Genomic DNA, 18,194 nt, shown 5'->3' on the forward strand with positions numbered 1-18,194 from the left:
TGGTGGTTTTTCTTTTTCGGCATTATTTAACGTGACGAATAAAAAGAGTCCTGTGTTCGATAATATATATTTAAGCGGTGAATAGGCTGCCGGGAAATTACACGCACAATATGATGGATAAGGAAATGAACGGGGATAACAAAGAACAGTAAAGGAAAGCTGTAAATTACATGGCGGCGTGTAAAAGCGGGCATGTACGGCCCGCTCTGTGTAGAAGGCGAAACTAGATAAAATGCTTGTTAACGTATTCGGAGGTCATACACTGCAAGACACCGCTGTATGACAGGTTGAATGTAACCAAGCTACCAACCCGGTAGTTGATGTCGCTGTCACTGATGTCCAGGATCAAGTGATCACTGCTACCGCCAATGACAAGGATGCTGCTGTCTTGCGGGGTGATTTGATTGATATCGACATCTTGTTTGCCAATGGCACAGATGGCGCGTTTGCGGAGCCCGCGGTCAATAAATTGAGGTTTATTGCCAAAGGCATCCAATGCTGTGGAGTTGGCTGGTAACGAGGGTTTGACCTTTATTTCGATAATTTCTACTGACAGATCAAAAGTGTCCTGGCGGGTATTGGGAACTGGATCATCATTAAGCCCGATCCCCATTAGCAGAGAGGCCCCCAATCTCAGCTGATTGACCCCGCGAGGGAGCTCTCCGCGTTGCATGATATTCAGTCCGGCCGAGCTGGCACCCGTTACATACTTCAGCTTAATCTGGTTTTCGGTTTCTATCTTTGCGGCAATTGTGAGCAAGCTGCTCTGGTTTTCGCTACTGGGCTCGACACCGCCATAGCACGCTAGGTTGGTACCAAGACCAACCAGTTCGATGCCCGGCAGGGTGATGGCCAGACGGGCAAGAGCCAACGTCTCCTCCTCAAAGAATGCGCCTTCACGAAGATCGCCCAAATCATGCATAAGAATGACTTGATGCTGCCGGTGTTGTTTGACGGCCTCAGCGGAAAGGGCTTGCAAGGTTGCCAGCTCAGAGTTCAGGGAAATATCTGCATAGCGGACAACCTCACAGGCTTCGCTGATTGCCGGTAACCGGAGTAACATCTTTTCGGCATCAAGTTGTTGTAGCTTTTTGAGGTTGGCAATACGGGAATCGGCCAGTAGGTGAATACCACCGTTGATGATGGCCTGTCCGACTTCGGGATAGGCGCAGGCGAGTTTGGTCACGCCTGCAGGGGAAATGCCATGGCTTTTACAGGTAGCTACCATATGTTGCGCATTTTGGGTGATCGTATTTAATCGAATATTAATGCATGGATAAACGCTCATTGATTTACCTTTGTAATAAACCCGCCTGAATAAATAAAAATGGCTTTTATGGCTGCATATCAGGTGGGTATGATTTTATCTGTAAATATTTAGCGCTTTTTGAGTGGGATAATAAATAGCGGGGTTAAGATGGTTACTTTGCCTATATTCGATGTATTGAGAATAGTGAAATCAAATCGGCGGGATAAGAAATTTTATCCCGCTGATAAGTTATAAGTAATAAGGTGTTAGGCTGTGTGTAAGTCTTTATCCTGATTATGATGAACGTTGACAATCGCATTCATCAGTTGGGCTGCAGCCAGAGATTGTTCTTTTGAATCCAGAGTGGTCAGATGGAAATCCGCAAGATATTCGAGCGAAGGTGCGTTGACTTTGACCATTTCACCGCGCTGCTCCCAGATAAAGGCATAGTGATCGGGTAGGTAGCCGACAAAGTTACCAGATAAGATCAGGTGTGCCGTTGCCTCCATATTGGTACTGCTGGCGAGGTGCATCAAATCCTTGGCTTCGCTGAGCGGGGTGATTTTATGCGCCAGACCGCGCTCGACGATAGGGTATTTAAGCAAATCCTCGACTTGAACCTCTCGGGCGAGGTTCAGGATGGGGTGCTCAGCCGAGCAGTAGAGACATTGTTTTTCATTGAACAAAAAAGTGTAGTTCAGGCCATCTTTGGGTGTTTCTGATGAGGTGATCCCCAGCTCAATTTTTCCTTCCAGCAGCATCATCTCTATTTGGTAGGAATCCCGGATATCGGTATCGATGGTGACTCTAGGGAAGTCGTTACAAAAGTGACGGATAGCCTGCTGAATTCTGCACTGCGGGTTGGTGGCCAAATTGTCGGTGAGGGCTAGGTGGATATGGCCATGAGAAACATTGCGGATACTATCGAGTCGGCATTCAAATCGGGCGATATCCTTAAAGAGCTCTTTACTGTACTGGTAAACCTTTTGTCCGTCACTGGTTAGCCTGAACCCTCTTCGACCACGATGGCACAGGGTCATGCCTAGCCGTGTTTCTAAGTCATTCATCTTGGTACTGATGGTGGACTGATGCATGTTTAGTTTAAATTGCGCTGCAGAAAAGCCGCCTGATTCGACAATGGTAATAAAAAGGTGAAGCAATTTGATATCAAAATCATTAACTTTTTGCATTGTTGTTTCTCGGTTTCTAGTACTGCCAAGTGCCTTACAGGCAGCTGATATTAGGTTTGCTATGCTACTTTATTTGACTGGGCATTTCTGAGAGGTATCGCACTTTCACATTGTTCACTATTCTCACGGGCTTTTCTTGTTTGGCTTGGCGGTGAGTGAGTTAACAGCTTAGGATAACTGGCTTAACGATAAATGCTATTTATAGATATAGCAAAAAATGTCATAGAAGCTGGCTTAGTTTAGTGTTACTGCTGCAACAAAGAAGATTTCTGTTAATTGTATCTGTCATGTAGTGAGAAAATAATATAAACCGCGAATGAATAATTTCAAAAGCAATGGTGAATAAAAGCTAAAACTAGCTCAAGGAATTATTGTCTGATTTTTAAGACATAATATGAGGCTATGTCTTCAAGTTTTAACAGGGTAAATTTAGAAAGGCTAATTTATAGTCTTATCAGTTTGAAAAAGTGGGGAACCCATATAAGCTTTCTAAGGTATAAGCATATAATGGAGCGCACAATGAAAGTATGGAATCAATGTTTACCGCTAATATTCATTTCACTGACATCGCTTTCGGTTAATGCGACGGCAATTGACATTTTAAATGAATATAACTTGATTGTATTTGGGGATTTAGACTCCGACAGTGAAGTTGAAGGTAAAACCATAGTGATGGGGGATATCAATGGAACAACCTCGAATTACGGTATACATTTACCGACGGCTACGGGGCCTGAAGATGCTCTGATCATCGGTGGTAATAACAATGCTAATGTAAATATCAATAATGGCTATGGTGCTGCCATCGGCGGGACCAATAATGGCATCATCAACCTCAATGGGGGCGGGGCTCTTACCAATAATATCACCGCTTACGACTTGGTTGATATTCAAAATGAATTAACCAGTTTTTCAAGTTATCTGCAAAACCTAACAGCAAATTCTATACTGACGACTCCCTTGTCATGTTGCGGCCCGGCATCCTTTGACGTCAATAATAGTTTAGGCAGTGATGTGGCGGTGTTTGATTTTCAAGCTGTTGATTTCTTCGGAAACAGTTTCATCCAGCAGTACGATGTCAATTTTAACTCGCAAACTCCGTCAGCAATTGTCATGAATGTTGGCGGTACAACAATTACGGATACGACATTCTCGGCTAATGCTGTGGGCAATATTGTCAATGATCAAACCAGAGAGCTCATTATCTGGAACTTTTATGAAGCTCAAACGATAGATTTAACCAAACAGCTCAATGGTAGTTTATTGGCTCCATTAGCGGCCCTGACGAATGCGACGCCAATTGAAGGATCTGTCGTGGTGGATTCTTTCATTCAACGTGGTGAAATACATGATCCTACGTTTAATGGTTTCATTGAGTTTGACAGTGGTGATGATCCCGTCGTTGATATTCCCGAGCCATCATCACTGGCTATTTTCGGTATGGGAATGCTCGGTTTTTCCGGTTGGCGCCGCCGTCAAAATAAAGAAAGCTCATAAAGCCCTGAAGGAAACTTGAGGTGGAAGTAGCAGGGAGTCGCTGCTTCCACTGTCCGTTTTTGACAATCAAAGTTATGCTTTTAAGTGTTTTTTAACTTTCTTCATCGCGATTTGGCGTTTGAGGGGGGAAAGGTAATCAATAAACAAGTTACCTGAAAGGTGGTCGATTTCATGTTGCATCACTATAGCCAGGAAGTCGTCACTTTCAATTGTAATCGGATGGCCATGGCGATCCTGGGCTGAGACAACAACGGAAGTAAAACGCTCAATATCGGCATAATAGCCGGGTACAGACAAGCAGCCTTCCTGCCCCGAGGCTTTATCGGTACCAGAGACGACTTTTGGGTTTACTAGAATAAGTGGCTCATTTCGGTTTTCTGATAAGTCGATAATGACGATCGCTTCTTTTCGACCAACCTGTGTTGCCGCTAAGCCAATGCCATTGTCGGTAGCGTAGAGGGTTTCCAGCATGTCATCGATTAGGGTCTGCACGGATTCTGTATTCTGTACTTGCTCAGCTTGAACCTTCAGCCGAGGATCCGGTGCAGTAAGAATGTCTAGAACGGCCATATATCTCCTTAATTTCCGCTTAAGCAATTGATGTTGTTCATAAATGCACTTGTTAAGTCTTTATACAGCGTTTGTGCCATATAGCAATATGCTTAGCTGTTTCGCCAGCACTTTCACCCGACAGGGAGATTTGCGTGGTTTAAAAACCAAAAGGATCTGACATGGTCAGATCCTTTTATTTTCCGGAACGAGAAATTTACTTCGTGAGTGCAGTTCTCATGCGCTGGCAAGCCTCAAGCAAGGTCTCTCGCGGACAGCCCAAATTCAAGCGGATATAGCCTGAACCTTCAGTACCGAAGGCAATCCCCATACTTGGCACTATGCCTGCGTTAACCAATTTCTTCTCGAGAACATCATCACCAAGCCCTAACCCACGGCAATCGACCCACGCTAAATAGCCGGCCTGCGGTGGCTGGAAACGAAGGGCTGGGAGTTCTTTTTCAAGAAAAGTCGCCAGTATATCGATATTGCCCTGCAGATAGAGCTTAAGCGCATTGAGCCAATCGCTTGAAGTTTGATATGCAGCCGTTGCGGCACACATTGCCAGGCTGTTGTACACATCCATGCCATGGGCATCGAGCCGGCGGACAAACGCGGCTTTCAGTTCACTGTTCGGGATCAGGAAATTGGAGATCCGCAGTGACGACAGGCCAAAGGTCTTACTGGCCGCGGTGGCAACAACAAGGCGCTGCTGCAAACGCTCAGGTAACGACAGCGCAGAGTGGTACTGATGCCCAGGCATGGCCAAGTCCCCCCAGATCTCGTCGCTGAGCAGCCATACCTGATAACGCTCACACAACTCGGCCAGCGCCAGGATTTCCTCTTGCGACCAGGCTTTGCCCACAGGGTTGTGCGGGTTACAGAAGATCATCACCTTACAGCCTTGTGTAAAGCATTGCTCAAGGTGGTTGAGATCCATCCGGTACTCGCCGTTGTCATTGACCAACGGGTTGGCAACAATTTCACGATCGTTCAGCTCGGTGATCTTGCGGAACGAGCCGTAACCCGGGGTCTGCATCACCACCTTGTCGCCAGATTGCGTCAGCATCTGGATCAGCATCGACAGGCCGGGTAGAACACCGTGTACAGTGGTGATCCAGCTTTGATCTATCTTGATCCCGTGTTGTTGCTGATACCAGTTGATGATCGCCTGGTAATAGTCGTTGTTGCGCTCGGCATAACCAAAGATGCCATGTCCAATGCGCTGGTTAAGCGCTTCCAGTACCGCCGGTGGCGCTTGGAAATCGTAATCCGATACCCACATTGGTAGGCGCTCTTCGGAGTCTAGACCCAGCTTTTCGGTCATGAAATCCCATTTGAGCGAGCCGGTTGAGCGGCGGTCATGAACCTGGTCGAAAGTTACTGTCATGGTGTTACCTTATTTCGCTTCAGCAACCGCTGAATGGTTTGCTGCTTGTTCTTTTTGTTCTGATGCCTGAGCGACTGGCGCTTTGGCAATACCGAAGCCGGTGAAGCCGTAAATGATGGCGAAGATCACCCCGGTGTAACATTGGATAGCCCATGGTAGGTAATCCAAGGTCGAGACGCCCAAGGTACCTGCCATGTATACACCCGCTGCCGTCCAAGGGACGAGTGGTTCAATGATGGTGCCGGCATCTTCGATAGTACGGGACAGGTTCTTGGTATCTAGTCCCATCTTGCGGTAGGCGTTCTGGAAGAGTTCACCCGGAATCAGTAGCGCCAGCTTACCGTCGGAAGTGGTGAACACAACGGTGATAGTGGCGATAACGGTAGACAGGATCAATTGGCCCGTGGTGCGGATCAGGTGTAGGAAATGGCCCAGTACGACATTGAGCGCACCCGTCAGGCTGAGGATTCCGGCGAAAGCAAAGGCGCAGAATACCAACAGGATAGTGCTCATCATCGAGAACAGGCCACCGCGGTTAAGCAGCTTGGCCACATCTGGAATGATAGCGTCTACTGCATGACCGTTGTCGCTGAACATGCTGATGTTGAAGCCGTCGACATAGGCCTGGAAGCCTTGTTGTAGGCTAAAACCTTGGAAAACCATCCCCAGAGCTAGCGCAATGGCCGATGCGGTCAGCATTAGAGGGATCACTGGTTTCTTGGTTAACGCGCCCCATAGGATCATCGCTGGTGGAATAACCAGCAGGATGTTCAGGTTATACAGGCTTTCAAGGCCAGCCAAGATCTTAACGACTTTTTGCGGCTCGGCGACACCGGCGATATCGCCGTGCTGACCGGCGAAAAAGAACACCACTGAGGCAATGACAAAGCCTGGCAGTGTGGTATAGAGCATGTGCTGGATGTGTTCATAAAGGGTGGTGCCAGACACGACCGGCGCGAAGTTAGTTGAATCTGAAAGCGGGGAGATCTTATCGCCAAAGTAAGCACCGGAAACTACGGCACCTGCAGCCGCGGCGAGAGAAACGTCCAAACCCGCAGCCACACCCATTAGCGCCACACCCACAGTACCTGCAGAGCCCCACGACGTACCGGTACACACCGATACGACGCTGGTGACAAAGAAGGCGGCAATCAAGATGTATTCAGGGCTGATAACTTTCAAACCCCAGTACACCATGTAAGGAATGGTGCCGCTGATCATCCAGCTGGCAATCAAGCCACCGACAGAGACCAGAATAAGGATAACCGGCATGGCTTTGGCGAGCTTCTCAACGATAGCTCCCATGATGTCATCCCAGTTGTAGCCCATGCGGTAAGCGATAAAGCCGGTAAACGCGGCTGAAACTAATAGTAGTGGTTCGATACGCAGTCCCAGCATGCCGTAACCAATTGCCAGTAAGCCAAACATTACCGCGATAGGGGCTATCGCCAGCGGAAGTGATGGCAGAGGCTTTGTATTTGTCATTGTGTTGTCCTCTTCAAGTAAGTACACGTCTGTTTCAATGACACAATGTTAAGATCGGCCCCGCTCGTAAAATGAGACCTAGATGCTGGTTTCATGTAAGCGCTTACATGGGGTGTGTACATATGAGTTTCATCACAGTTTTTCGAGCAGAATGGCTTTCCTAGGGCTTGCAACGGTTTGCCGCTCGACCAAGGTTGCCTCGAATTGGTGTTCGCTCGGCGGATTCAATCCTGTGGCTTTGAGCTTCAGTGCCAGCTTGGCCGCGTGACTCGACATCTCGTCGATCGGGTTGTGCATGGTCGATAGGCGAGGGTAGAGGTAACGGGCCAGCAGCACGTCATCGAAGCCGACAATGGATATATCATTGGGGACGTGTAGCCCTTGGGAATGCAGGCTGGCCATCAGTCCTGCCGCCATAACATCGTTGAAGGTAACAACCGCAGTGACTTCCGGACATTGGCTAAGTAATTGTTCGCCAGCCAGCTCGCCACCGTGCTCACTGAAGTTTTGGTTGATGATCCAGTTAGGTTCTACGACTAGGTTGGCCTGCTGCATCGCATCCCGATAGCCTTCCAATCGATCCGTCCGATCTTCTATCGGTAAGTCACTGGTGACACAGGCTATCCTGCGGTGGCCCTGGGCAATGAGATAGCTGACCGACTCGGCTGCTCCCTTGCGGTTGTAGACCCATACCGAGCGATTGGCTATTTGAGGAATGGTGCGGTTGAGCAATACCATCGCGGGTAACTGGGCGCTGTATCTCAGTAGCATCGAGTCGTCGAGCATCTTTGAGTGGACGACCATGGCCTCGCAGCCTTGGCTGATCAGAAAGTCCAGTCCTTCCTTTTCCCGCTGGGCATTGTGGCCACCGCTGACCACCACCAGCTGGCAGCCATGCTGGCGGGCAATTTCTTCCACGTGCTTGGCGATAAGCGCAAAGAAGGGATCAGCCAGGTTGCCGGTCAGCAGGCCGAGCGTGTTGTTTGAGCGGCTGGCAAGGGCTGTTGCCCTGGCGTCACGTTGGTAATTGAGGCTTTTGATTGCTTTCTCAACCCGTTCCAGCGTGACGGGCTCAACATAAGCTGAGCGGTTTATCACCCGTGATACGGTTGCGGTAGATACCCCCGCCAACTGGGCGACATCTTTAATGGTTGCCATAAATCTATACGTTGATATAGGAATAAACGGCGCGGAGTGTAGCGGGATTGCAGGTAGAAAGCTGTTAGGTGGGTCAAAGGTCGGCGATCAAGATCCCCAAGCTCTGGGATATCGAGCGATAGCCGACCCAATCAGGAGCACAGGCAGCGGTTTTATGGGGGCAACACCGCTGCCTGTCTTGGACTGTTAGATACGGAAGCTGTAGCTGACGATCAGCTTGGTAGCCGTTTTGTCGGCCTTTTCACTGATATCGCCAGGCTGCAGTTGCCCCAGGGTTTCGTCTGGTCGGTAGAATGCCTGCTTGAGGTTAACATTCAGTCCACGGAGCAGCCCCGAGCGCGGGTAGTAGTTGAGGGTGATAGCATGCTCCTCTTCCCGGCCGTAGTCGGTATCGCCGCTGTATTTGTTCTGAATTGGCGCCTTACCCCAGTGGTAGCGGTACTCCAGATTCAGGTCTTGCAGGCCAATGTGACGGAAGTCGTATTTCGCCCCGACCACCATTGCTTCCTCGCCGTCTCGGCGGAAGCCGTGGTAGTTGCCGCTTGTCGGCAGCTTCAGGTAACCTTTGGCGTTACCAAACCCATAGCTGAAGGCACCATTGGCACTGCCGTTTTCACGCGGGGCATTGATTTTGGTAAAGCCATATAACAGCTGCCAGGCGTCATAGTTGAGTCGAAACTCATACGACAGTGCCGAGGCGTATTCGTCAAACGATGCCAGTCCTTTTTCAACATCCTGATCCCACAGATCACCGGCCTTGTGGTTGTAATAATACTGCGCCTGCATGAAGAGGTTGGTCTGAGGCGTGATACCCAAGGTGTAATAGGCGCTGGAGTGGAAGCGGCGCAGGTAATCTTTTGCTTCGCCGTAAGCAACCTGATACCCGCCGGGTTCGTCGAACTTCTTGCGTACCCTTAGGGTATACAGGTAGTCATAGTTAAGCGGATCGGGCGCATAGTAGTTAGCGTTTCCGCTTAGATCGCGCATGGTATCGTCGTTACCCGACATAAATCCAATGACATAGGCGCCGTCGAAGGTATAGCCATTATAATGCTGTTGCGCCATCACGCCGCGGTAACTTGATAGCAGGGCGTCATCATCGGTAGCTGTGGTGATCATCCCGGTATTGTAGAAGCCATCACCGATCTTCATGAAGCCGCTCTTGCTGCGGTCCTTGCCCCAGTTCATTTGCACGTTGGCTACCGGTAGTTTGCCGTATCCACTGGTTTCATTACACTTGTACTGGCCTTTTCCCGGTTCGCCACCGGACCAAAAACAGTCTTCGCTGATAAAGATTTTTTCCCCGGCATTCCAGTTGTGCACCCCGCCAGGATAGGAATCCGCCAGCTTGAACATATAGCTGTAGCCCAGGTTGGCGCTTAGGGTGACGTTGTCGCTCAGCGTTGGAACTTTGCCTGAGCGGAAGAACAACCCGACTGACTGTCCCCATTCATATTGCCGATCCATGCCGTCAATATCGTTTTTCGTGTCACGGAAGTATTTTTCGGTCGTCTTGCCGTGGTTGAGGAGTACAACCGTTACCGTTCCGTCCTTGATGAATTGGTTATACAAGTCCGCTGTATCTGCCATCGCCGTTGACGGCATGGCAGATAACCCCGCCAGTGAAGCGAGCATGGCAGAATAAATTGGTTTAACACGTCGTTGATGTATTCCCTTAGCGACAGACATGAGTCTCGGGACCTCCGTTGTAGTGATTCAGTTACCCTCAGGTGGCCAGTGGCCGTCTGCTTGTGGCAGCAAAAGTTGAGTCTATTATATTTGTGCTTTCATTTTCTTTCGTGTTCTTCATCACGAAACAAAAAGAAAACTAAAAATAAGAAAATTAAAACATTGATCACTTAAACGAAGGTTTTCGTAAGTATAATGAAGCTTTTCATAAGCAGGGTGGCTTCAGAACAAGGAAGCGAAAATGTGTATGTCGGTATTTGATAAGTGTCAGCTGAGAGGGATAGGGAATGGCTGTTGAGCGCGGTAGAAGGTTACATCGGGGGATAGTGGGGTTGGCTTTTACAGGAATGGGGCTGGCGTACGCTGCCACGGCGGCAGCCTCTTCCGGCATTGCTGATCTTGCCGCCGCAGGAGGCGCAGACTCGACCGAGGTTTATGTTCTGAAATTGCTGGAAGAGCAGGCACGGGCAAACAATAACCAGGAGCTGTTGGATTTGTTTGCCGCGGTGACCACGAGCGAGGAGGCCGCCAGGTTGGCAGGAGAAATAACCCCCGATCGGAGTGGCGCCAGTATCTACAACGTGGCTACCGCGCAGAATGTTTTTGCGAATGCAGTGCGCAAGCGTACCTCCGATTATATCTTGGGTGACTCGGCCCGTACCTCACTGTGGGTAACCTATCTTGGAACGGACTCAACCTCGTTTGTCACCAGTGAAGGGACCAACCGTTTTGATGGCTATGACGCTGATTCATCAGGGATAGCCATAGGTTACGACCGGGTGCTGTCGGAAGACTCGATCCTCGGGGTCGCATTTAGTCAGCAGTCAATCAATAGCCAAAGCCGGCTCTATAACCAGCGGCTGGATATCGATACCTACCAGGCTGTACTCTATGGGACTTACCAGTGGCGTGATATGTATTTCTCAGCGCAGGGGCTGGCCGGCTGGAACAGTAATCGTTCCGAGCGTTCTATCGGTGACAGTCTGGTGGCTGATGGGCAGTCACAAGCGACCGCGCGATTCAACAGCCAGAGCTTTGCGTTGCTGCTTGACTGGCAGTTTCCGGTCTATGTCGGCGAGCTGACTTTTCTGCCGTCCCTTTATGCCGACTACTCCTTGGTCAAGGTTGAAGATTACCAGGAAAATTATGTCCGCGAATACAACAAAGCCGGTGAGCTGACCAAGTCATCGGGTTCTCCTGCCGCGTTGGCCTACGACAAGCAAGAGTATGAAACCTTCAACCTAGGGATCGGACTGGAACTTGCCCACCGGCTTGATACCCGTGTCGGGGTGTTTGCGACCCAGCTAAAACTCAAGGCCCAGCAGGAGCTACTCGATCACAACCTGACCACCACGGCAAGGCTGGCCAGCGGTGGTGCCAGCTTCACTCTGCCGGTCAGTGAGGCCGATGACTTTTTCTACGAAACCCACCTCGATCTGGTTTGGGAAACCAACACCAGTTTTTCCTGGCATATCGGTGCCCAATACCTATGGAGTGATAGCCAGGAAACCACTATGTACTACGGCCGCGGCACGTACTCGTTTTAATCAGGGATGGTATTAAGCAAGATGAAAAATAATGGCGTAAAAATGTTGGTATTGGCGGTGGCAATGGGGCTGCAAGGGCAGGCACTGGCAACGGAGCCTGTAGCGGTGGACAGTGAATCCTATCGCCAGCCGGGTGGCTTCATGTACTTCTTTGAGCATGGTATGCCCGATACGGTGACGGCATCGGACGGTGGCCTGGTGGCTATCGATAATGCGCTACAAAAAGATGGTCAGCACAGTCTGGCCTGGCAGTTTTCGCCGGGCAATACGCTGATGTTTACCCAGCCTATCGGTTACAAGCCGTTTGTGGCAAACAATACCGATCAGTCGCAAAGCACGTTTACGACTTGGATTTACAACGAATCACCGTTGGCAGGGACCTTGCGTTTTTCTTTTCTGGCCGAGGGACAGCGAGCTAGCTGGTTTGATATCAATATGGACTTTTCGGGATGGCGTCAGCTGTTGGTACCGTTCTCCGATATGCAGGGCCAGCCGAGCGAGTCGATGGATCAGATGGTCATCGAGACGATGCACGCGGGGGGATCAGGCAAGATCTACCTTGATCAGCTGATGACCAGCATTCCAGTTGACCCTCGCTGGCCGACCAGGGATGCCGTTGTGCCATACGTCAATATGGCAGCGGATGTAGCGCCGAACCGCCATTGGCTGGCACTGTACCGCTATTCCCAATTCCTCCAGCTACATACTAGTGGTCAGGAGGCTGATTCTGCAGGTGCTGATCCGGAGATTGCGGGGATCGAAAAGACCTTGGATGGATTCATTGCGGCCGAGGACAAGGTACTGTCCTCAACGCAGCGACTTGCGCTCAAATCGCGTTACGACAGTTACCAGCTTGCTGAACACAATGGAGTAATAACCGGTCTGCCAATGGATAATAGCAACCGACTCAAAACGTTCATCGACAAGGGAGTCAACAAGGGGCTGCTGAACCAAGAAGGGTTCGACACCGTGTTCGGCGTCAAGCTGCTCAGGGAATATGGCGAATATATGCTGGAGCTGGCGCAGGTGCTGCGAGGTGATTTGGCCGCTGATGAACGGCGTACTTTTGAAAAGATGTATCTGGATATGACGCGATATGCGATTACGCAGGGCTATACCGCGGGCAGTGGATTGGGTACTGCCCACCACATGGGGTATACCCTCAGGGCCTTGTTCCAAGCCCATTACCTCAGCAGGGATCTCTTGGCGAGGGAAGGCCTCGCGCAGGAAGTCAGCGATATGATGGCATGGTATTCAGGCACAGGGCGTATCTACCGTCCGGTAGAAGAGATGACCAATTTCAATGTCGATATTATGAATACCCAGCTACGAGGTATGCTATACAGCGTGCTGATGCAGCCGGATCAGCAGCAGCGCCGGGCCTGGCTGTCCCAGTTCAGTTTCTGGTTATCCCAGTCTATCAGCCACTCTGACGGGCTGGGTGGGGGATTCAAGGCTGACGGTTCGGTCTTCCACCATGCCCAGCATTATCCAGCCTATGCCAAAGGGGCCCTGAAAGGGCTCACGCCTGTGATTGAAGCGCTGGCGGGTACGCCTTACGCCGTGTCGCCACAGGCGCACCAAACCGTCAAGCATGCTGTCGCGATGACAGAAATCTACAGTAATGACCAGTTGACCCTGATGTCTGTTACCGGCCGTCACCCCGACGGAGAGCAATCTATCGAGCTGGTGCCGTTCCAGCACATGGCCATGGCCGGTTCGCCAGATGGCACTCAGGCTATTGATCCGGATATGGCGGCTGCCTATTTGCGGATGGCGGGCAAAGATGATGCGTTCGGCCGCTATCTGGTGCAGCAAGGAATGGAGTCTGGGGTCGCGCCGCAGGGCAACTGGGTCATGAACCTTGCCAGCATGACGATTCAGCGGCGTTCTGACTGGGTGGCGGCAGTGCGCGGCTTTAGCCGTTATCTGGTCAGCCACGAAAGCTATGCCAATGCCAACCGCTACGGCCGTTATATTAACTACGGCCAACTCGAGATCATGGGGCCTGAGGGCGAGGCCCGGGCATTTAGCCATGATGGATGGAACTGGAACCGCTGGCCGGGAACCACTGCCGTACAGCTGCCTTATGAGGCACTCAATGCCAAGTTGCGTAACGTCGATACATTCAGCGGGCTGGAAGAGATGTTGCTCTCGGAACAGAACTTCGCTGGCGGGGTGGGCAATGGGGAAAACGGTTTATATGCCATGGTGCTGCAAGGCCACCCTAAATACGATGCCAGCTTCCAGGCCCACAAGTCGGTCTTTTTCTTCGATAACCGGATTGTCGCGCTCGGTAGTGGGATCACCACCGAACAGGCGGCTTATCCAACTCAGACGACCTTGTTTCAGCATGCCGTGTATGCCGATGGTGAGCAGGCAGTGGTCGAGGGCCGGGCAATGCCTGCTTCGGAGCAGAAGGTAGCAGTCAAACAGGGGAGCTATCTCCAGTTACGCGATCCCGATGGTAATGCCTATTTTGTCGCGCCGGCACAAGATGTCAGGGTGTCACAGGGCGAGCAGGTGTCGGTACACCAGAAAAATAGCTCAGCTACCCAGGGTACCTTTGCCACTGCGGTGCTCGACCACGGCCAAGCGCCGCGTGACGGGCGGTATGAGTATGCTGTCTTGGTACAGCCGGAACAGGCTCAGTTGGACGCTTTTGCGCGCCAGCTGGCAAGCGCAGAGGATACCCCTTATCAGGTCGTCCAGCACGATGAGCGTGCTCATGTCGTGAGCGATAGTGCTTCAACGACAACTGGATATGCAGTATTTGCGGCTGATACCGAGTTCGCTCACGGGCTGGTTGCGCAAGTCGCGTCACCCGCCATGGTCATGGCTGCAATCCGAGGTCAGCTGCTGCAGCTGTCACTCGTCAATCCGGATCTCAACCTATACCAAGGGCGAGACGGCACCCAGTATGACGGCGAAGGCATTATGCAAGAGGTCAGTATCTACTCTCGCAAATGGAAAGATAACCCGTTCGCTGCGGTGGATAACCGGATGGTACTGCGTGGCCGGTGGCTGGCGGCTTCTGCGCTGCCAGCAGGGGTTACGCTGCACGATATGGCCAACGGCCATACGGAAATACGCTTTAGTACGGTTGGGGCAGAGCCTCTGCAAGTCTTGTTGACCCAGCAATAAGGATACGTGGCGCGCAAGTGGCTGCTTGCGCGCACGACAGGCAAATTGCCTGTAATGATTAAGGATTAGGCATGAACAGATTAAGTCATATATCGGTATTGGCCGCCGCGGTTTCACTGGTGTTGTCCGGCAATGTATATGCCGGCGGCCAGATAGAGGCTGCAGGCAATATCACCTCGGCCAGTGTTGTTGAACAAACCGACCCACAGGATCCGATGCAAGCACAGATCATCTCATTCGAAGGGAAGGCGGTACCTGACTATGTCAAGGTAGCCGATGGCAGTACCGTTGCGGTCACGGATCGCCGGGCGGTAAACGGGGAGCAGTCACTGGTATGGCAGTGGCAGCCGGATGCGCCGCTAACACTCGATACTGAGTTTCGCTACTACACACCTAAGGAAGCCTACCAAGCGTATGGGCGTCAGTCTTCGACGGTTTTCTCGGTATGGATTTATAATGAAAAGCCCAGTGAGGGTGAGCTTGAGTTCCAGTTTGGCTCGGCAGCAAATAGCCGTTTTACCATGAAGTTGGACTTTACCGGTTGGCGCTCACCAGGCTTGGCTTTTCATCGAGATATGCAGGGGATGCCAGCCTCGACCCTCAAGGGGCTGACCATTACCCCGAAAGGCATGACGGAAGGGGGCGAGCTGTATATTGATCGTGTGATGGTCAGTATTGATGATATTCGCTACCAATGGTCTGATGATGTGGTAACCACCAGGATCACCGTGCCCGAGGTCGACTATGGCCTGCCTGAAATCCTGCCGGATGTTACGGCCGAGGAACTGGCTGCGGTAGATACCATCAAGCAAGAGTTGCTTGACTATTATGTCGGTGACATGAAGGCGAGCAAGAAAGCACTGGATGCTATTCGCAAAGAATACCGTACATATGGCTTGAGCAAGGAAAATGGTGTCATCAACGGCGTGCATATCGTAACCAAGAAGCAGCTGACGATTTATCAGAAAGCCCATTTGAGCCCGGACGACAAAGCACGGGTAAAGGCCTATGTTGATTTGCGCAAGTTCTCGGAGCTGATGGAAAAGATTGCCCGGGTATGGCATGTCACCGATGATCCTGTCGTGCGTGCTGAAATGCGTGACAAATATATCCTGATGTCTGAGCACCTGCTTGATCAGGGCTTCCAGCATGGCAGCTCGCTGGTGGCGACCCACCACTGGGGCTACGGCACCCGGAGCTGGTACTCGTCGGTGCTATTGATGGAGCAGTCTCTGAAAGATGCCGGTTTATTAGAGCCAATTCATTCGGCACTGCTCTGGTACTCGCGGGAATTCAAAGAGCGCGGTTTTGATATGGAAGTCGGGCCAAAAAGCTCGGACATGGATTACTACAATACCCTGGCCCGTGCCCATATGATCATGCTGCTGCTCGAGCCTGACGAGCAGCAGCGAGTTGCCCTGATGCATAAGTTCGGCAAGTTTATCTCCGGCAATATGGCGCAGACACCGCCTGGCTACGCTGACGGCTTCCGCCCAGATGGCACGGCATTTCGCCACAAGGGCAACTACCCGGGGTATTCGTTTGCTGCCTTTAACTCGGCAGCCCATGTTGCGTACCTGCTAAGAGGAACCCCTTACGAGTTGTCCGAGCCAGCCAGGCAGTATCTGAAGAAGGTGATGCTGGCGGCAAGGGTGTACAGTAACCCGAACCCCGGGGTCGGCACCAATGGCCGCCGTCCGTTCTTCGGTATTTCGCTCAACAAGATTGCAGACGGTTACCGTTGGCTGGCGCTGGCAGGGACCGAGCAAGGAACAGCCGATACCGATCTGGCGCAGGCGTACTTACGGATCAGCGGCGATGATCCACAGCGGTTTGCTGGGGAGTTCGGCCAACTGGTGATGCCAGAAGCCCATCCTCAAGGCGCATATAGCTTCAATTACGCCGCGATGGGGATCCACCGTTACGATGACAAGATGGTGACGATGAAGGGCTGGAACCGGTATGTATGGTCGTCGGAAATCTACAACAATGCCAACCGGTATGGCCGTTACCAGAGCCACGGCAGTGTGCAGATCCAGAAGTGGGGTGATGAAAAAGAGTACGGCTTTAGCCAAGAGGGCTGGGATTGGAACCGGATGCCGGGGGCGACGACGATCCATTTGCCTTGGGAGCTGCTGGATGCTCCGCGCAAACATACCACCATGCTAACCAACAATGTTCGCTTCAATGGTTCGACCGAATTGGAAGGGCGCTACGGTGCTTTTGGCTTTACCCTCGAAAACCCTGATCGCTGGCCGGCGTTTATTGATCCGTCATTCAGGGCCAAGAAGTCGGTGTTTAGCTTCGATAACCGGCTGGTCTTGGTGGGGAGTAACATTGCCAATAGCCGCAGTGAGTATTCAACTGAGACCACCTTGTTTCAATACGGCCTGACAGACAAAACCCAGTCGCTGATCATCAATGGCGAGGCGGTGACGGCGTTTCCGTTTAGCACCGAACTCGAGCCCGGTGACTGGCTGATAGATGGTATGGGGAACGGTTATTACGTGGCTAAAGGTGGCAGCATTGAGGTTAGGCGCCAACATCAGGAGTCACGCGATAACATCACCAAGGAACCGACCTTCGGCAATATGGTGTCGGCGTGGATCAATCACGGTAATGCCCCGTCCGGAGCAGAATACGAGTACATGATCATGCTTGATGCAACGCCGGAAAAAATGCAGGCGTTGGCCGCATCAATGGTATCGGCAGAGGAGAAGCCTTATCAGGTGCTGCGTAAAGACGGAACGGCCCACATTGTTCATGATAGGCAAAGTGGCGTAACGGGCTACACGGCGTACCAGTTTGTGAGAACCTCTGACAAATGGATCAGGGCGATCAGTACCTCCTCCGTGGTCATGGCCAAAGAGCAGGACGGAATATTGAGCCTGAGTGTTGCCAATCCTGATTTGAACATGGAGAAAAACACCCTGAGCCGAGAAGTCCCGGTAGCCATTACCTTGAAAGGGCGCTGGCGCCCAGCGGAGGCTGATGAGCGGATTGCCGTGAAGCACAAGGGGAGCAAGACAGTGGTGACTTTCCGTTGCAAGGATGGCCTACCGATCCAAACACGGTTGCAAAAGATATAAGCCAATTTGTATTTCGAAACGTAATGAAAGCGCCTAGCGATAGGCGCTTTTTTCGTTTTTGATTGTCTTTTGTTTTCTTTCGCTTTTATGATCACAAAAGCGTTATCGAAAGATAAACTTTGCTTTTGATTGAGTATATAGTTATGCGAAAGCTATCGAAGATAGTTGAAAGGTTGCGTTTGACTATAACGAAATATTAGCCCAGCT

Annotated in this window: 11 protein-coding genes; 4 read left to right on the forward strand and 7 right to left on the reverse strand. The window is 51.2% G+C overall.

Annotation, left to right across the window (positions count from 1 at the left end):
* Positions 1–223: 223 nt before the first annotated feature.
* Together PTW35_RS07640 and PTW35_RS07645 are read right to left on the reverse strand one after the other, a co-directional pair.
* Positions 224–1,288, reverse strand: coding sequence for an alanine/ornithine racemase family PLP-dependent enzyme (locus PTW35_RS07640; protein WP_044623148.1), 1,065 nt, complete (start codon positions 1,286–1,288; stop codon positions 224–226).
* Positions 1,289–1,515: 227 nt separating this feature from the next.
* On the reverse strand, positions 1,516–2,439 hold the full coding sequence (locus PTW35_RS07645) for a LysR family transcriptional regulator (RefSeq protein ID WP_281027177.1): 924 nt from the start codon (positions 2,437–2,439) through the stop codon (positions 1,516–1,518).
* A gap of 519 nt (positions 2,440–2,958) precedes the next feature.
* Between PTW35_RS07645 and PTW35_RS07650 the strand changes: the two genes are divergently transcribed.
* The gene (locus PTW35_RS07650) at positions 2,959–3,936 is read left to right on the forward strand and encodes a collagen-binding domain-containing protein (RefSeq protein ID WP_281027178.1); all 978 of its coding nucleotides are present in this window, start codon (positions 2,959–2,961) and stop codon (positions 3,934–3,936) included.
* A gap of 72 nt (positions 3,937–4,008) precedes the next feature.
* On the opposite strand, the gene def is transcribed toward PTW35_RS07650, so the two are convergent.
* The 5 genes from def to PTW35_RS07675 form a co-directional block, all read right to left on the reverse strand.
* On the reverse strand, positions 4,009–4,506 hold the full coding sequence (gene def / locus PTW35_RS07655; RefSeq protein ID WP_281027179.1) for a peptide deformylase: 498 nt from the start codon (positions 4,504–4,506) through the stop codon (positions 4,009–4,011).
* A gap of 196 nt (positions 4,507–4,702) precedes the next feature.
* Positions 4,703–5,875, reverse strand: coding sequence for a MalY/PatB family protein (locus PTW35_RS07660; RefSeq protein ID WP_281027180.1), 1,173 nt, complete (start codon positions 5,873–5,875; stop codon positions 4,703–4,705).
* 9 nt (positions 5,876–5,884) lie between these two features.
* Entirely contained in the window at positions 5,885–7,360 is a 1,476-nt protein-coding gene (nhaC, locus tag PTW35_RS07665; RefSeq protein ID WP_281027181.1) for a Na+/H+ antiporter NhaC, read from the reverse strand.
* A gap of 132 nt (positions 7,361–7,492) precedes the next feature.
* On the reverse strand, positions 7,493–8,518 hold the full coding sequence (locus PTW35_RS07670) for a LacI family DNA-binding transcriptional regulator (protein ID WP_281027182.1): 1,026 nt from the start codon (positions 8,516–8,518) through the stop codon (positions 7,493–7,495).
* 186 nt (positions 8,519–8,704) lie between these two features.
* Positions 8,705–10,207, reverse strand: coding sequence for an OprD family outer membrane porin (locus PTW35_RS07675; protein ID WP_082060598.1), 1,503 nt, complete (start codon positions 10,205–10,207; stop codon positions 8,705–8,707).
* 287 nt (positions 10,208–10,494) lie between these two features.
* Here PTW35_RS07675 and PTW35_RS07680 point away from each other — a divergent pair, with 287 nt between their 5' ends.
* The 3 genes from PTW35_RS07680 to PTW35_RS07690 all read left to right on the forward strand — a co-directional run bounded on the left by PTW35_RS07680 (position 10,495) and on the right by PTW35_RS07690 (position 17,987).
* Entirely contained in the window at positions 10,495–11,754 is a 1,260-nt protein-coding gene (locus PTW35_RS07680; protein ID WP_281027183.1) for an autotransporter outer membrane beta-barrel domain-containing protein, read from the forward strand.
* 21 nt (positions 11,755–11,775) lie between these two features.
* Positions 11,776–14,898 (forward strand): chondroitinase family polysaccharide lyase, encoded by a 3,123-nt coding sequence (locus PTW35_RS07685; protein WP_281027184.1) that lies wholly within the window; start codon positions 11,776–11,778, stop codon positions 14,896–14,898.
* A gap of 71 nt (positions 14,899–14,969) precedes the next feature.
* On the forward strand, positions 14,970–17,987 hold the full coding sequence (locus PTW35_RS07690) for a chondroitinase family polysaccharide lyase (protein ID WP_281027185.1): 3,018 nt from the start codon (positions 14,970–14,972) through the stop codon (positions 17,985–17,987).
* The last annotated feature ends 207 nt before the right edge of the window (positions 17,988–18,194 follow it).

The organism is Photobacterium sp. DA100 (genome assembly GCF_029223585.1).
Taxonomy (GTDB): Bacteria; Pseudomonadota; Gammaproteobacteria; order Enterobacterales; family Vibrionaceae; genus Photobacterium.

What these genes read in the sequence shown, in the direction of transcription:
- PTW35_RS07640 (WP_044623148.1), bottom strand. Translation starts at nt 1,288, where the DNA reads ATGAGCGTTTATCCATGCATTAATATTCGATTAAATACGATCACCCAA.
- PTW35_RS07645 (WP_281027177.1), bottom strand. Translation starts at nt 2,439, where the DNA reads ATGCAAAAAGTTAATGATTTTGATATCAAATTGCTTCACCTTTTTATT.
- PTW35_RS07650 (WP_281027178.1), top strand. Translation starts at nt 2,959, where the DNA reads ATGAAAGTATGGAATCAATGTTTACCGCTAATATTCATTTCACTGACA.
- def (WP_281027179.1), bottom strand. Translation starts at nt 4,506, where the DNA reads ATGGCCGTTCTAGACATTCTTACTGCACCGGATCCTCGGCTGAAGGTT.
- PTW35_RS07660 (WP_281027180.1), bottom strand. Translation starts at nt 5,875, where the DNA reads ATGACAGTAACTTTCGACCAGGTTCATGACCGCCGCTCAACCGGCTCG.
- nhaC (WP_281027181.1), bottom strand. Translation starts at nt 7,360, where the DNA reads ATGACAAATACAAAGCCTCTGCCATCACTTCCGCTGGCGATAGCCCCT.
- PTW35_RS07670 (WP_281027182.1), bottom strand. Translation starts at nt 8,518, where the DNA reads ATGGCAACCATTAAAGATGTCGCCCAGTTGGCGGGGGTATCTACCGCA.
- PTW35_RS07675 (WP_082060598.1), bottom strand. Translation starts at nt 10,207, where the DNA reads ATGTCTGTCGCTAAGGGAATACATCAACGACGTGTTAAACCAATTTAT.
- PTW35_RS07680 (WP_281027183.1), top strand. Translation starts at nt 10,495, where the DNA reads ATGGCTGTTGAGCGCGGTAGAAGGTTACATCGGGGGATAGTGGGGTTG.
- PTW35_RS07685 (WP_281027184.1), top strand. Translation starts at nt 11,776, where the DNA reads ATGAAAAATAATGGCGTAAAAATGTTGGTATTGGCGGTGGCAATGGGG.
- PTW35_RS07690 (WP_281027185.1), top strand. Translation starts at nt 14,970, where the DNA reads ATGAACAGATTAAGTCATATATCGGTATTGGCCGCCGCGGTTTCACTG.